We start from the raw sequence: 13,920 nt of genomic DNA, 5'->3' as shown, positions 1-13,920 counted from the left end.
ACACGCTGACCTTCGTCACCGGGCCCGGCCTCGGCGCCAGCCCGCGGGGGAGCTGCCATTGGACGTTGACGGGCGATCGCTTCAGCTTCGACCGCTGCCGCGCGGCCAACGGCGGCAGCTTCAGGATCGACGGCGTCGTCCTCTTCGAGGCCGATACGGGGGCCGTCGTCATCCAGGGCAATGCCCCGGTTCCGATCCGCTATCGCGCGGAATGAGTCGGCAGGTTCGGCCGATATTGTGGCAAATTGATCCGTTTTGTGGTTAACGGGCTTGCCAGCAATTGTCCGCCGATCCCCTTTAAAATACTGAATTCAAAAACATTTTTGTTATGTGAGGAAGGCTCGTCTTAGCGCTGTGATAACCAATTATGGATCAGAATGACGCCATAACGGTTTTATGCGGGCACTCTCATCCCGTTAAGATCGGCCAACCACACAGCCAGGGTGTGTCGAAGCCATGTCTCGTCGTCAGCTTAATCATTCATCGGTCGCTTCCGAGCGCGGGGCCGCCGCCATCCTCTTCGCGGTCGTCCTGCCGCTGCTGATCTTGATGACGGCCTTCGTCGTCGATCTCGGCTACGGTTTCTATTCGAAGCAGCGCTTGCAGGATGCCCTGGATCTCGCCGCCATCTCGGCCGCTCGCGCGCTGGACGGCGGTAGCCGGGAGCGCAGCAATGCGCTCGCCGCGGCCAATGCCACGATGGCGCAGAACGGCTTCGCGGCCGAGATCATCACTTCGGTCCGTTTCGGCCAATATAGTCGCAGCCGCCCGATCGGCAGCCGTTTCAAGGCCGAGGCCAGCCAATCCGGCTCGCCCAATGCGGTCGAACTCACGGCCAATACGGATTCGCCCCGCTTCTTCTCGGCGATCATCGGCATCGACAGACTGGATGTCGGAGCGACCTCGACGGCGATGACCACCGGGCGCTATGCCACGGTGAAGATCGCGAGCGGCCTGGCCCAGCTCAAGGGCGGTCTGCTCAATGCGATTCTCGGTGCCCTGCTGGGCGGCAACGTCAATCTCTCGGTGCTCGACTACAACGGGTTGCTCGGCGCCAATATCGAGCTGCTCTCCTTCCTGAATCAATATGCCATCAAGGTGGGGCTCCAGGCCGGCGACTACGACGGGCTGCTCAATGCCGATGTCTCGGTGCTCGGCGTCCTCGGCGTGGTGGCCGACGTCGCCCACAACGCCTACAACGGCGACCAGACGGCGCTCGGCCTCGGCATCGGTCTGGGCGACGCCTTTCCCGGCATCAACAAGCTGCCGCTGCTCAAGCTCAAAGACGTGTCGATCAAGCTCGGCGACCTGCTCGGCGTCGGCCTGGGCGAGACCGACAGCGGCCTTTCCGTGCCGGTCAATCTGTTCGACCTGATCATGGCGTCGGTCTTCGCGGCCTCGACCGGCACCAATGCGACCGGCCAGCACGCCTTGACCGTGAACCTCGGCACCTTCCTGGGCGCCAGCCTGGATGTCTCGGTGGTCGAGCCGCCGCAGCCGCCGACCGGCTACCGCGTGATCACCGAACAGGACATCAAAAACGGCGACAACCTGCTGCGCACGGCGCAGATCCGCCTCCTGCTGCGGGTCGATTGGCAGGGGCCGTTGACCGGCATCCTCTATGTCGTCAACGGGCTGCTCGACGTTCTCCAGCTTCTCGGCCTGGATCTCGATCTGCTGCCGACCTACGGTCCCCACGCCAACAACAATCTGAGCGTCGGCCTTTCGGTGGCCCCGGCGCAGGCGCGGGTCACTCATCTCGGCTGCGATCCGGACGATACCGCCGATCGCTATGTCTCGATGTCGATCGATACCGGCCTCGCCTCGGCCCATGTCGGGCAGATCGACCGCACCGCCTTCCTGTCCAACAGTGCGGCGGCCCACGCCGATCCGTTCCACGTCCTCGGCATCGAATACAATCTGTGGGGCCTGATCAATCCACCGATCGACATTCTCTCGGTCGATCTCGGGGTCAATCTGCCGATCGGGGCGCCCACAGCCAATGTCGACGTCAAGGGGTCGGATGCGGTCGACAAGAATGTCTTCCCCGACCTCGCCGCCTTGTTCTCACAATCGGGCCATCTGCCGGACAACAAGGATTTCCCGAGTGGGGTCGAGGTCGGCACCAAGCAGATCATCACCACGCTGGGCAAGAATCTGCGCGACGCTCTCGGCCTGCAGCTCGGCGGCTACCTCGGCAATTATGTGCTCCAGCCGTTGCTGACCGCGGTCGAGTATATCGTCGGCGATTTCCTGATCGGCATGGTGCTGGGGCCGATCCTCGATGCGATCGTCGACCTCTTGCTCAACATCCTGGGCATCCAGGTCGGTACCGCCGATGTCGCCGTGGTCGACCTCGTCTGCGGCAACCCGCGCCTGGTCAGCCAATAGGCCGGGGCTGCCATCCCGCTGCAATGCCGCTAGTCTAGCCTGGCGCATTGCAGCAGGAGTCCCCGTTCATGTCCGATCCCTTCACCCATCTCCAGGCCGTGGTGTTCGACTGGGCGGGGACGATCGTCGACTTTGGCTCGCGGGCCCCCATGGGCGCTTTCGTCGAAGCCTATGCCAGGCTCGGCGTCGCGATTTCGATCGCCGAGGCCCGGAAACCCATGGGCCTGCCCAAGCGCGCCCATATCGCCGCCCTGATGGCCGATCCCGCGATTGCCGAGCGCTGGCGCGTGGCGCGCGGCCATCTCCCGGGCGAGGCCGATATCGACGAGGTCTACCGCGTCTTCGTGCCCCTGAACGAGGCGGTGGTGACCGATTATGCCGATCTCATCCCGGGGGCCGTGGCGACCGTGCGCCAGTGCCGGGCGCGGGGTCTCAAGATCGGCTCGACCACCGGCTATGTCCGCTCGATCATGGAGCGCCTGGTGCCGGTCGCCGCAGCGGCCGGCTATGTGCCGGAGAATCTGGTCTGCGCCGGCGATCTCGCCGGTGGCCGGCCGGGGCCGCTGATGATGTATCGGACCTTCGCCGATCTCGGCGTCTATCCGCCCGCCGCCGTGGTCAAGGTCGATGATACCGAGCCCGGCATCCTGGAAGGCAAGGCGGCCGGGACCTGGACTGTCGGCCTCGCCGTTTCGGGCAATATGGTCGGCCTGTCGCGCGCCGAATGGGAGGCGCTGCCGGAAGCCGAGCAACAGGTGCTGCGCGCCGCCGCGATCGAAAAGCACAAGGCCATCGGTGCCGACTATGTGATCGACTCGGTGGCCGATCTGATGCCCGTGCTCGACGCGATCGAAGCCCGTCTGGCCAAGGGCGAGAAGCCGGCCTGACCGGCCAGGAACCCCCCGCCGGGCTCAGCGGGCGATGCCGTGCAGCACCGTCTCCATCGCGGCGTCGAGCAGGTGCTCGAGCGGGGTCCAGTCGAAATCGTCGTGGGTGATCAGCAGGGAGACAAGGCCATGGCCCAGCGCCCACACGGCCTCGGCCAGGGCGGAAGGCTCCATCGGCTTCACCGCGCCCGTCTCGATCAGGCGGGCGATCTCGTTTTCCAGCATGGCGAAGGCGCGGGTACCGAAACCTTCGCTCTCCGGCGGCGGGGGGCAGCCGTTGCGAAGCCGATGGCCCTGGGCGAGGTCGCCGCGCTTCAGCCCCGCCAGCCGGGTCATGAAGACCAGGCGATAGACATCCGGGTGCTCCAGCCCGAAATCGACATAGATCCGCATCTGGCGCCGCAGGCGGGCGAAGGGCTCGTCCGAGCTGGGCGGCGGATCGCTTTCGGCGCGTTCGATCAGGCCACGGAAGAAGTCCTGGCAGATCGCGAGGAGGAGCGATTCCTTGTCGGCGAAATGGCGGTAGATCAGGGTGGGGGTCACCCCGGCCCGGTCCGCGATGCGGCGCATCGAGGCGCGCTCGATGCCTTCTTCGGTGAAGACTTCCCGGGCTGCGGCGAGAATCTGGCGACGCCTTTCCTCCGCACTCAGGCGGCGGCGGGCGGGTGGATCCTCGGGCAGGGGCTGGTCATGCATCATGGCTTGACCCTAGCGCGGATTCAGGTAACTTAACAGCGTAAACTTAATGCTGTTAACCGGAGGATCCATGCGCCCGACCAGCAAGCTCGCCAGCAAGCTAGCCGGTGCTGCGCTCGCCGTCCTGGGCGTTCTCGCCGTCGGCGCCTGCGACCAGAGTGCCGCGCAGTCGGGCGAAGCGCAGGCACCGAAGGCGCGCCCGGTCGCCGCGGCGGAGGTTCGTCTGGCCGCCGATGCCGCCGACGTGCGCGGCTCCGGCCTGGTCGCCTACAAGCGCGAAGTGGCGCTCTCTTTCAAGATCGGCGGCATGATCGAGGGCTTCACGGTCGACATCGGCGACAAGGTGACCGCCGGCCAGCAGCTCGCTCACCTCGACCAGTCGGAAATCGACGCCCAGTGGCGCGAAGCCGAAGCCAATGTCGACAAGGCGAAGCGCGACGTCGACCGTATCGCCCCGCTGGTCGGCAGCGGTTTCGCTTCCAAGGCCCGGCTGGACGATGCACGGACGGCGCTCCAGCTCGCCATCGCCAATCGCGATGCCGTCGCCTTCAACCGCAGCCTGGCCGAGATCAAGGCCCCGGCCGACGGCATCGTCCTGGCGCGCGAGGTCGAGACCGGACAGATCGTGCCCGCCGGGGCCGCCATCCTGCTGCTCGGCGACGCCGGTTCGGGCCGGGTGGTGAAGGTCGGCCTGGCCGACCGCGAGGTGGTGAAGATCGCCCTCGGTGATCCGGCGACGGTGCGTCTGCCCGGCATTGCCGATCCCGCCACGGCCCATGTCAGCCGGATCGCCCCCAAGGGCGATCCGCGCACCGGGGCCTTCCTGGTCGAGCTGGCGTTCGACGACACCTCGTTGCAGCTACCCTCCGGCTTGATCGCCGATGCCGCCATCCGCCCGCGCGGGGCGGCCGACGTAAAGACGGTGGTGATCCCCGCCGCCGCCATTCTGGAAGCCTTCGGTTCGGAAGGCAGCGTCTTCGTGATCGACCCGAAGAGCCAGACCGTGGTGCGCCGCCATGTCACCTTCGGCCCGCTCACCGGCACCGACGTGCAGATCCGCGACGGCCTGACCCCGGGCGAGCAGGTCGTCTCGGTCGGCGCCGGCTACCTGCGCGAGGGCGACAAGGTGGAGGTGACCGATCTGGTCGCTCTGCGCGCCGGCGGTTCGGCGCAGTAAGAGGGCGGGATCATGGGCTCGATCGGCGCCTTTTCCGTCCGCCAGTGGCAATTCACCCTGGTGCTCTTCGCCATGCTGGCGGCGGTCGGCGTTTCCGCCCTGCTGTCGATTCCCCGGGCGGAAGACCCCAATTTCCCGACCCCCATCGTCTCGGTGGTCGCCGTGCTGCCGGGCGCCGATCCGGTCGACATGGAAAAGCTGGTGACCGACCCGATCGAGGATGCGGTCGACGGACTGGACGACCTCGACAAGATCGAATCGAAGACGCGCGACGGCGTCGCCGCGATCACCGTGCATTTCGACTGGGACGCCGATTCCGAGCGGAAATACGACCAGGTGGTGCGAGAGATCAACGCGATCCGCGCCACCCTGCCGGAAGGCCTGGTCCGCCTGGACATCAAGCGGATCGAGACCAGCATGACCAATTTCGTGCAGGTCGCCCTGGTCTCCGACACGGCACCCGCGCGCGAGCTCGAGGAGCGCGCCCGCACCCTGAAGGACTTGATCGACCGGGTTTCCGGTGTCCGCGAAACCGAAGTCTGGGGCGAACCGCGGACCGAGGTGCGCGTCGCCCTCGACCTCGGGCGCCTGTCCAACCTCGGCGTGCCCGCCTCGGCCGTGGCCGACGCCCTCAAGGCCCAGGGCGCGAGCATTCCGATCGGCGCCGTCCATGCCGGCGCCCGCCGCTTCAACGTGAAGGGTCTCGGCGACTTCAAGACGCTGGACGACGTCGCCAATACGGTGATCACCACCCATGGCGGCACGGTGCTCAAGGTCTCGGACGTCGCGACCGTGTCCTGGGCGGCGGACGAGCCCAATCATATCGCCCGTTACAACGGTCATCCCGCCGTCTTCGTCACGGCGAACCAGAAGGACGGGCAGAACATCTTCCAGATGCGCGATGCGATCTATCGCATCCTGGATGATTTCGAGACCCAGTTGCCCTCCAACATCAAGATGGAGCGGGGTTTCGACCAGTCGGTCTCGGTCACCCACCGGCTCTCCAACCTGTTCCGCGACTTCGCCATCGCCCTCGGCCTCGTGTTGATCACTTTGCTGCCGCTCGGTTTCCGGGCTTCGATCGTGGTCATGCTGTCGATCCCGCTGTCGCTCGCGATCGGCGTCTTCCTGCTCAAATTCTCCGGCTTCTCGCTCAATCAGCTCTCGATCGCGGGCTTCGTGCTGGCGCTCGGCCTGCTGGTCGACGATTCGATCGTGGTGACCGAGAACATTGCCCGGCATCTCCGCGAAGGCATGTCGCGCATGCAGGCGGCGATTTCCGGCATGGGGCAGATCGCGGTCGCCGTGGTGGGCTGCACCGCGACCCTGATGCTGGCCTTCCTGCCGCTCCTCTTCCTGCCCGAAGGGGCGGGGAAATTCATCCGCTCGCTGCCCGTCTCGGTCCTCTATACGGTCGGCGCCTCGCTCTTCGTCTCGCTCACCATCATTCCCTTCCTCGCGAGCCGCATCCTGTCGCGCCACGAGAACCCTGAAGGCAATTGGCTGCTGCGCGGCATCATGAAGGGCATCCACACGATCTACCGCCCGCTGCTGCATCTCGCCCTGGGCCGGCCGCTGATCACCTGCCTGATCGCCACGGCGCTCTTCGCCGGCTCGATCATGCTGGTGCCGCGGATCGGCTTCTCGCTCTTCCCGCCGGCGGATTCGCGGCAATTCGTGATCGACGTCGACCTGCCGGACGGTGCCGCCCTGGCCGAGACCGATGCCGCCGTCCGCTATGTCGAGCGCGAGGTCGCGAAGACGGCGGGCGTGCGCTGGGTCATGTCCAACGTCGGCCACGGCAATCCCCGCATCTTCTACAACATCATTCCGCGCGAGGACGACCCGACCCATGGCGCCGTCTTCGTCGAGCTCGATCATTGGGACAGCCGGACCAGCCCGGCGGTGATCGACGACCTGCGCAGCCGGCTCGACCGCTATCCGGGCACCCAGATGGTGGTGCGCATCTTCCAGAACGGCCCGCCGATCGAGGCGCCGCTCGCCATGCGCATCACCGGCCCCAACCTGGAGACGCTGAAATCCCTGGCGGCCCAGCTCACCCGCACGATGGAGAGCGTGCCGGGGGTGCGCGACGTGGTGAACCCGCTCCGCCTCGACCGCACCGACCTCGACCTCGGCATCGACGAGGCCAAGGCGGCGGTGCTCGGCGTGCCGGCCGGTGCCATCGACCGTTCGCTCCGCCTCGCTCTCTCGGGCGAGCAGGTGGCGAGCTTCCGCGAGGACGACGGCGACGATTTCCCCGTCGTGGTGCGCGCCCCGCTGGAGACGCGCCACGACCTCGAGGCCCTCGGCCGGATCTATGTCCCGACCGCGGCCGGTGCCACCCCGCTCGCCAGCGTGACCGATCCCCGCTTCGAGGCCGGCCCCGCCCGGATCGACCGTTACGACCGCGAACGCTCGGTGACCGTCACCGCCTATACGGTGACCGGCTTCAATACCGAGCGCGTCACGGCCGAAGTACAGAAGGCGCTGAAGACCCTGAACCTGCCGCCGGGCTATCGCCTGGCCCTGGGCGGCGAGGCGGAGGCGCGGCAGAAGAGCTTCGCTGGTCTCTCCAACGCCATCCTGGTCGCGGTCTTCGGCATCGTCGCCGTGCTGATCCTGGAGTTCCGCTCCTTCTCGTCGAGCGCCGTGGTCGCGGGCGTCATCCCGCTCGGCGTCATCGGCGGCCTGGTGGCACTCTATCTCACGGGTTACACGCTGAGCTTCACCGCAGTGGTCGGCTTCATCGCGCTGATCGGCATCGAGATCAAGAATTCGATCCTGCTGGTCGATTTCACGACCCAGTTGCGCCTCCAGGGCATGGGCCTCAAGGAAGCGATCGAGCAGGCGGGCGAGATCCGCTTCCTGCCCGTGCTGCTCACCTCGATGACCGCGGTCGGCGGCCTGGCGCCGCTCGCCCTCGAGGGCTCGGGCCTCTATTCGCCGCTGGCGATCGTCATCATCGGCGGGCTGGTCACCTCGACCTTCCTGTCGCGCCTGGTGACGCCCGCCATGTATCTGCTGCTGGCGCCCAAGAAACTGGCCGAGGACGACGAAGTCTCGGGCGCCGTCACGGCGGCAGGGGAATGAACTCGTCGTCGCCCGGCACCTTGGGGAAGCGGCCTTCCCGCCAGGCGGTCTTGGCCCGCTCGATCCGCTCGCGGTCGCTCGAGACGAAGTTCCAATAGATGTGGCGCTCCCCGTCCAGGGGGGCGCCGCCCAGCAGCATGACCAGGGCGCCGGTCTCCGCCTTCAGGGTGATCGCCTCGCCCGGGGTGAAGACGGCGAGCGTGCCTTCGCCGATCTCGCCTTCGCCCGCGCTAACGCAGCCCGAGACGACATAGGCGCCGCGCTCGGCATGGTCCGCGGGCAGCTCCAGTTCTGCGCCGGGATCCAGCCGCGCCTCGACATAGAACAGGGGCGAGGGCAGGGCGAGATCGGCGGTGGCGCCATAGGCGGTGCCGGCGATCACGGTGAGCCGGGCGCCCGGCTCGTAGACCACCGGCAGGCGGTCGCGGCCGACATGGGTGAAGAAGGGCTCGCTCTCCTCCATCGCCTGGGGCAGGGCGACCCAGGCCTGGACGCCGTGCAGATGCACGACGGGCACGTCTTCCGGCATCCGCTCCGAATGGACGATGGCGCGGCCCGCACTCATCCAATTCAGTTCGCCCGGCCGGATCGGCTGGACGTAGCCGAGCGAATCGCGGTGCACGATCTCGCCCGAGAACAGCCAGGTCACGGTGGCGAGGCCGATATGGGGATGGGGGCGGACATCGGCGATGCCGCGCGGCCCGGCATCGACCGGCCCCATATGGTCGAGGAAGACGAAGGGACCGACATGGCGCCGGGCGGCGAAGGGCAGGATGCGGCGGACGGAAAACCCGGGCACCAGCTCGCGCTGGCGGCCCTCGATCAGCAGTTCGGTCTTGGGCATCGCGGCTCTCCTCAATCCCCGAAGAAAGTGGTGAATTCCTCGAGGGCGGCGCGTTCGGTGCGCAGGTGGTTGAGCGGGTGGTCCGCCTCACGATAGCCGAGCGCCATGCCGGCGAAGAGCATCAGATTGTCCGGAATCCCCAGGAATTCGCCGAGCGTCTTGTGCCAGATCGCCCAGGCCTCCTGTGGGCAGGTGTCGAGCCCATATTCCCTTGCCAGCAGCATGATCGACTGCATGAACATGCCGAGATCGGCCCATTGGCCCTGCTGCATCTGGCGGTCGATGGCGAAGAACAGGGCGGCGGGCGCGCCGAACAATTCGAAATTGCGGGCGAACTGCAGCAGGCGGCCGAATTTGTTGTCGCGCGGGATGTCGATAGCGGCATAGAGCTGCTCGCCCACGCGGAAGCGGCGGCTGTTGTAGGGCTCGGACAGGTCCGGCGGATAGATGTGATATTCCGTGCCTTCGCCCTTGGGCGTCACACCCAGGCGCGACTGGATCAGGGCCTTCAGCTCGGTGAGCTTGGCGCCGGTCACGACATAGACCTGCCAGGGCTGGAGGTTGCCGCCGGACGGTGCCCGCTTGGCCGTTTCCAGGATCGCCCGAATCGTTTCGACCGGCACCGGGTCGGCCAGGAAGCTGCGCACGGACAGGCGGCTTTCCAGGGCCTCGGACACTTTCATCGGGCTCTCCTCCCTTTACGTTTACGTCAACGTAACAGATGCATGCCGCCGTCCACCAGGAGGGTCGTGCCGGTCACCGCCGGGCTGTCGATCGCATAGTCCAGCGCCCGGCAGAGGTCGTCCGGCGTCGAGCCGGCGCCGAGGGGGGCGGCCTTGAAGGCGCGCTCGAAACCTTCCGCCGTCTGCTTGCCGCCGGGCAGCGTATAGCCGGGGGCGATGGCGACGACGCGGACGGCGGGCGCCAGGGCGACGGCCAGCAGCTCGGTCAGGGCGGCGAGCCCGGCCTTGGCCACGGTATAGGACAGGAAGGCCGGATCGGGCCGGCCAGAGAGCTTGAAATCCACCATGTTGACGATCAGGCCGCGCCCACCCTCGGCCGCCACATGGGCGGCGAAATCGCGCGACAGGAAGGCGGGGGCGGAAAGGTCGACCGCCAAGTGGGCGTCCCAATTGGCCCGCGTCAGGTTCTCGATCCGGTCGTGCACGAAGCGGGCGGCGCTGTTGACCAGCAGGTTCAGCCCAGGCTCCAGCGCCGTGGCCCGGCCGACCAGGGTTTCGACGGCAGCGGCATCGGCGAGGTCGGCGGCGAGCAGGTGGCAGGTGCCGCCGGCCGCGCGGATCTCGGCCGCGACTTGTCCGGCCTCGTCGGCACTGGCGTTATGATGGAGGAGGACGGCGAAGCCGCGGGCGGCCAGATGGCGGGCGAAGGCGGCGCCGATCCGCTTGCCGGCGCCGGTGACCAGGGCGGCCGGCCTGCCGCTCAGGGCAGCACCTTGCCGTCGATGATCGACCACACCCGGTCGGGCTCGGATTTGTCGCCCTGGAGCGTGGTTTCGTATTTGCTGCCGTCTTCGAAGGCGACGGCGAAACGCTTCGGCCCGGTCTCGGTCACTTCGGTCGGGGCGGGTTTGCCGTGGGCGCGCAGGATGGTGCGGTCGACCGGCTTGCCCTCCGAATCGAGGAAGCTGACCGTGACGTCATAGGTGCGCGCTTCGGGATCGCCGCAGTCGATCGTCTTCAGGCGCGCGGTCATGGTCTGGTCGGCGCTGTCGTGCACGACCTGCCAGGTCTCCTCGCAGGCCGAATAGAAATAGATCGCGGCGCCTCCGCCGAGCACGAGGAGGCCGATCGACGGCACGCCGAGGACGAGGAAGGCGATCCGGTTCCAGGGCGCCGGCAACATGCTCCGGCCCAGGAAAGCGCCCAGCAAAAGAAGGCCGACACCGACCAGAAAGGCCATCAGCATGACGAGATCCCGGGCTGGAAGCGGTGGCTCAGTGGCCGGCCTTATAGGCCGTCGCCCGTTCGCTGTTGCGCCGGACCGTTTCGATGCAGTCCGCGAAGACGGCCTTCACCTCGGCCTCGGGCAGATGGGGCAGGGCCTCGGTCAGGGTGGCGAGCAGCCACGCCTGTCCGCGCAGGAAGAAGGCCACGCGGTCGGCCTTCTCGGGCAGGTCCATGGCGCGTTCGAAGAAGCCGTTGGTCGCTTCCGACGGCTCCTGGCCGCGGGCGCGCAACAGGCGCGACAGGCCCTGGACGGCCTTGCAGGCATCGGCCTGAATGTCGAGATACATGCCCCGCTTGTCCTGGCACGAGGCGCGGCAGGCGAAGACGGCGGCCACCTTGGCGCCGGCCCGGATCGTCTCGATCAGCAAATTCAGGAGGGCGTTCAGTTCCGTATCGGTCAGCGGCCCGTCGAAGCGCTGGGCCTTCAGTTCGCCATGGGCGCCGAGCGGATGTACGGCATCGGTTTCCTGCGCCACGGCGTGGGTACGTTCTACGGCTGTCACTTGTCGCTAAGTCCTGTTTTCACGAGGCGGATCGTCCGGCCAGGGGGCCCAGGCAACGGGCACGCGCAAGGCCGCATCCGTCAATGTCTATTGCACTTAAGCACGATCGGCCCGCCGACCGAAGCGCCATAGTCATGCCCTGATCGAAGATCGCATATGCGTGCAGGGGCCGAAACCCGGCATGGCCGATGCGTCATCGGGCCGCCTGCGTCACGGCGAAGTCGACGGTAACCCGGCCCGCCTTCTCGAACAGCAGGGTGACCGGCACCTTGGCCCCGTCGGCGAGCGGGTGGACCAGGTCGACGAGGGCGATGCGATAGCCGCCCGGGGCCAGGATCACCGTCTCTTGCGAAGCGACCTCGATTTCGTCGACCGGCTTGGCGCCGCCGCCGGCCGCCTCGTGGCGCAATTCGCAGCGCGCGGCCGCCGGTGTTTCGGCGCCGATCAGGCGGTCGTCGCCCTTGGCGCCGAACAGGGTCAGATAGGCCGCGGCCTCGCCGGTCGCCGGGGCCGCGATCCAGGCGCGGTCGACGACGAGGTCGCCCGCCTGGATCTCGCGGGCCGTCGCCGGGGCGGGCGCCAGCATGAGGGCGAGCGGGAAGAGAACGTGTTTTCCGATCATGCCTTCACTGCCTGCTGTCGGCGTCCGGTGCGGACTTGACCTGCCGGCCCTCAAGGGTTCACCTGACGGCCATGCGCGCCAAGACCCCCATTCTAATCATCGCCGCCCTGATCGCCATCGCCGTACTGGCCTGGGTCGAAATCACTTACCTCGACCGGCAGGGGCCCGACCAGGGCACCCCCGTCGCGAGCAACGGCCTGCCGCCCGATCACGAACTGGCGGGTGCCGTCGGCGGGCCATTCAGCCTGACCGACGAGGACGGCAAGCCGGTGACCGAGAAGAGCTGGCCCGGCAAGTTCCTGCTCGTCTTCTTCGGCTATACCTATTGCCCCGACGTCTGCCCGACCACGCTGGCCGAGCTCGACACGGTGCTGAAGGACCTGGGGCCGGCGGCGGACAAGATCCAGCCCCTGTTCATCACCGTCGATCCCGAACGCGACGGGGCGGCCGAGCTGAAGGCCTATACCTCGTCCTTCGATCCCCGCATCACCGGCCTGACCGGCGACCGCCCGGCGATCGACGCCGCCCTGAAGGCCTATCGCGTGGTCGCCGTCCGGCGCGGCGAAGGGGCGGACTATTCGATGGATCATTCGACCCTGCTCTATCTCATGGGACCCGACGGCAGGCTGAAGGACATCTACAGCCACGACATGGACCCCAAGGCCCTGGCCGACGCGCTGCGCCAGAAGGTCGGCGGCTGACGCGGACGCCGTTGCCGGGCGGCGGTCCGCTTGAGGAAATCGGGCCGGGAAAGTGACGTCGCTCGGGCGGTTCTCCTCCGTCCTCCCCACCCGAACTCGTCATGGCCGGGCTTGTCCCGGCCATCTACGTCGGCAAGCCTCCTCCGACGTCGACAGCTATGCCTCGTCTCGACGTGGATGCCCGGGACGAGCCCGGGCATGACAATGGGGAGTGGTGCACAGACGTCGCAAACGCCCCGATTTCGTTGATCGGGCAGCCGCAGACCGCGCCTGGAGACAACGTCGGCAAGCCTGCCGGTCAGCCTCAGCCGTTCGCCGCCAGCACCCGGCCGGCGAGGTGGAGGGAGCCGGCGATCAGCACGCGCGCCCGCGGCCCGGCCCGTTCGGCGGCGCGCGCCACCGCCGCTTCGAGGCCGGGTGCCGTCTCGGCGGCGAGGCCGGCGGCGGTGGCGGCAGCAGCGATCTCTTCCGCCGGGCGGGCCTGTTCCTCGCCCGGGATGGTGACGGCGACGACCGGCAGGGCGAGCGGGGCGAAGGCGGCGAAATAGCCGGCCGCATCCTTGGTCGAGAGCAGGCCGACCACCAGCGCAGCCGGCCGTCCGTCGGTACCGAGCGCCGTGAGCGCCGCCACCTGGGCGCGCGCACCATGGGGATTATGGCCGCCGTCGAGCCAGAGTTCGGCCCCGGCCGGCAGGGCCTCGACCAGGGGGCCGCGGGCGAGACGCTGCATCCGGGCGGGCCAGCGAGCGTCGCGCAGCCCCCGCTCGATCGCATCTTCCGGCAGATCGAGCAGCAAGGCGGCGGCGACGGCCATGGCGGCATTGACGATCTGATGCGGGCCTTCCAGCGCCGGCCGGGGCAGGACCCAGTTCTCGCGCCCGCCACCCCGGAAGACGAAGCCCTCGGCCGTCGGCCGGGCGGCGTAATCGGCCCCTTCGGCGATCAGGGGCGCGTCCAGCACGTCGGCCCGCTCGCAGAAGACGGCCAGCGCCTCGTCGGCTTGGGGGCCGAGCACGCAGGGCACGTCGGGCTTCAT

The 13,920-nt window shown here is 67.9% G+C and carries 14 protein-coding genes; 6 read left to right on the top strand and 8 right to left on the bottom strand.

What is annotated here, in order from left to right; translation table 11 throughout:
* From WC493_RS17990 to phnX, 3 genes are all read left to right on the top strand, one after another.
* On the top strand, nucleotides 1-215 hold a 215-nt coding region (locus WC493_RS17990; protein WP_373067037.1), incomplete at its 5' end, for a hypothetical protein.
* Nucleotides 216-456: 241 nt separating this feature from the next.
* Nucleotides 457-2,391 (top strand): TadG family pilus assembly protein, encoded by a 1,935-nt coding sequence (locus tag WC493_RS17985; protein ID WP_373067035.1) that lies wholly within the window; start codon nucleotides 457-459, stop codon nucleotides 2,389-2,391.
* 68 nt (nucleotides 2,392-2,459) lie between these two features.
* Nucleotides 2,460-3,278 (top strand): phosphonoacetaldehyde hydrolase, encoded by an 819-nt coding sequence (gene phnX, locus WC493_RS17980; RefSeq protein ID WP_373067034.1) that lies wholly within the window; start codon nucleotides 2,460-2,462, stop codon nucleotides 3,276-3,278.
* Between the two features lie 24 nt (nucleotides 3,279-3,302).
* Here the strand turns inward: phnX and WC493_RS17975 are convergent, their stop codons facing one another.
* Nucleotides 3,303-3,977: a TetR/AcrR family transcriptional regulator gene (locus tag WC493_RS17975; RefSeq protein ID WP_373067033.1), complete on the bottom strand. Its 675-nt coding sequence runs from the start codon at nucleotides 3,975-3,977 to the stop codon at nucleotides 3,303-3,305.
* A gap of 67 nt (nucleotides 3,978-4,044) precedes the next feature.
* Between WC493_RS17975 and WC493_RS17970 the strand changes: the two genes are divergently transcribed.
* Together WC493_RS17970 and WC493_RS17965 are read left to right on the top strand one after the other, a co-directional pair.
* Entirely contained in the window at nucleotides 4,045-5,151 is a 1,107-nt protein-coding gene (locus WC493_RS17970; RefSeq protein WP_373067032.1) for an efflux RND transporter periplasmic adaptor subunit, read from the top strand.
* 12 nt (nucleotides 5,152-5,163) lie between these two features.
* Nucleotides 5,164-8,244, top strand: a complete 3,081-nt coding sequence (locus WC493_RS17965) for an efflux RND transporter permease subunit (protein ID WP_373067030.1) — start codon at nucleotides 5,164-5,166, stop codon at nucleotides 8,242-8,244.
* Here the strand turns inward: WC493_RS17965 and WC493_RS17960 are convergent.
* The 6 genes from WC493_RS17960 to WC493_RS17935 all read right to left on the bottom strand — a co-directional run bounded on the left by WC493_RS17960 (nucleotide 8,225) and on the right by WC493_RS17935 (nucleotide 12,183).
* Nucleotides 8,225-9,088 carry a pirin family protein gene (locus WC493_RS17960; protein ID WP_373067029.1) on the bottom strand — a complete coding sequence of 288 codons (864 nt, stop codon included), beginning with the start codon at nucleotides 9,086-9,088 and terminating at the stop codon, nucleotides 8,225-8,227. The genes WC493_RS17965 and WC493_RS17960 overlap by 20 nt on opposite strands.
* 11 nt (nucleotides 9,089-9,099) lie before the next feature.
* Nucleotides 9,100-9,771 carry a nitroreductase gene (locus WC493_RS17955; protein ID WP_373067028.1) on the bottom strand — a complete coding sequence of 224 codons (672 nt, stop codon included), beginning with the start codon at nucleotides 9,769-9,771 and terminating at the stop codon, nucleotides 9,100-9,102.
* A gap of 26 nt (nucleotides 9,772-9,797) precedes the next feature.
* Nucleotides 9,798-10,565 carry an SDR family oxidoreductase gene (locus tag WC493_RS17950; protein WP_373067027.1) on the bottom strand — a complete coding sequence of 256 codons (768 nt, stop codon included), beginning with the start codon at nucleotides 10,563-10,565 and terminating at the stop codon, nucleotides 9,798-9,800.
* Nucleotides 10,532-11,017, bottom strand: coding sequence for a hypothetical protein (locus WC493_RS17945; RefSeq protein ID WP_373067026.1), 486 nt, complete (start codon nucleotides 11,015-11,017; stop codon nucleotides 10,532-10,534). Before WC493_RS17945 ends, WC493_RS17950 begins: the two co-directional genes overlap by 34 nt.
* A gap of 28 nt (nucleotides 11,018-11,045) precedes the next feature.
* A complete protein-coding gene (locus WC493_RS17940; protein WP_373067024.1) occupies nucleotides 11,046-11,561 on the bottom strand; it encodes a DUF6306 domain-containing protein in 516 nt (171 codons plus the stop codon).
* Between the two features lie 193 nt (nucleotides 11,562-11,754).
* Nucleotides 11,755-12,183, bottom strand: a complete 429-nt coding sequence (locus WC493_RS17935) for a copper chaperone PCu(A)C (RefSeq protein ID WP_373067023.1) — start codon at nucleotides 12,181-12,183, stop codon at nucleotides 11,755-11,757.
* A 71-nt stretch (nucleotides 12,184-12,254) separates the two neighbouring features.
* Between WC493_RS17935 and WC493_RS17930 the strand changes: the two genes are divergently transcribed.
* Nucleotides 12,255-12,884, top strand: a complete 630-nt coding sequence (locus WC493_RS17930; RefSeq protein WP_373067022.1) for an SCO family protein — start codon at nucleotides 12,255-12,257, stop codon at nucleotides 12,882-12,884.
* A 304-nt stretch (nucleotides 12,885-13,188) separates the two neighbouring features.
* Here the strand turns inward: WC493_RS17930 and WC493_RS17925 are convergent.
* A partial coding sequence (locus tag WC493_RS17925; RefSeq protein WP_373067020.1) for a glutamate ligase domain-containing protein occupies nucleotides 13,189-13,920 on the bottom strand: 732 nt, incomplete at its 5' end.

This window comes from Zavarzinia sp. (assembly GCF_041650655.1).
Lineage (GTDB): Bacteria > Pseudomonadota > Alphaproteobacteria > Zavarziniales > Zavarziniaceae > Zavarzinia.
Note: the sequence above shows the minus strand (reverse complement) of the source record. Positions and strands in the feature narration are given on the sequence as shown.

What these genes read in the sequence shown, in the direction of transcription:
- WC493_RS17965 (WP_373067030.1), top strand. Translation starts at nt 5,164, where the DNA reads ATGGGCTCGATCGGCGCCTTTTCCGTCCGCCAGTGGCAATTCACCCTG.
- WC493_RS17975 (WP_373067033.1), bottom strand. Translation starts at nt 3,977, where the DNA reads ATGATGCATGACCAGCCCCTGCCCGAGGATCCACCCGCCCGCCGCCGC.
- WC493_RS17935 (WP_373067023.1), bottom strand. Translation starts at nt 12,183, where the DNA reads ATGATCGGAAAACACGTTCTCTTCCCGCTCGCCCTCATGCTGGCGCCC.
- WC493_RS17970 (WP_373067032.1), top strand. Translation starts at nt 4,045, where the DNA reads ATGCGCCCGACCAGCAAGCTCGCCAGCAAGCTAGCCGGTGCTGCGCTC.
- WC493_RS17960 (WP_373067029.1), bottom strand. Translation starts at nt 9,088, where the DNA reads ATGCCCAAGACCGAACTGCTGATCGAGGGCCGCCAGCGCGAGCTGGTG.
- WC493_RS17945 (WP_373067026.1), bottom strand. Translation starts at nt 11,017, where the DNA reads ATGCTGATGGCCTTTCTGGTCGGTGTCGGCCTTCTTTTGCTGGGCGCT.
- phnX (WP_373067034.1), top strand. Translation starts at nt 2,460, where the DNA reads ATGTCCGATCCCTTCACCCATCTCCAGGCCGTGGTGTTCGACTGGGCG.
- WC493_RS17955 (WP_373067028.1), bottom strand. Translation starts at nt 9,771, where the DNA reads ATGAAAGTGTCCGAGGCCCTGGAAAGCCGCCTGTCCGTGCGCAGCTTC.
- WC493_RS17930 (WP_373067022.1), top strand. Translation starts at nt 12,255, where the DNA reads ATGCGCGCCAAGACCCCCATTCTAATCATCGCCGCCCTGATCGCCATC.
- WC493_RS17985 (WP_373067035.1), top strand. Translation starts at nt 457, where the DNA reads ATGTCTCGTCGTCAGCTTAATCATTCATCGGTCGCTTCCGAGCGCGGG.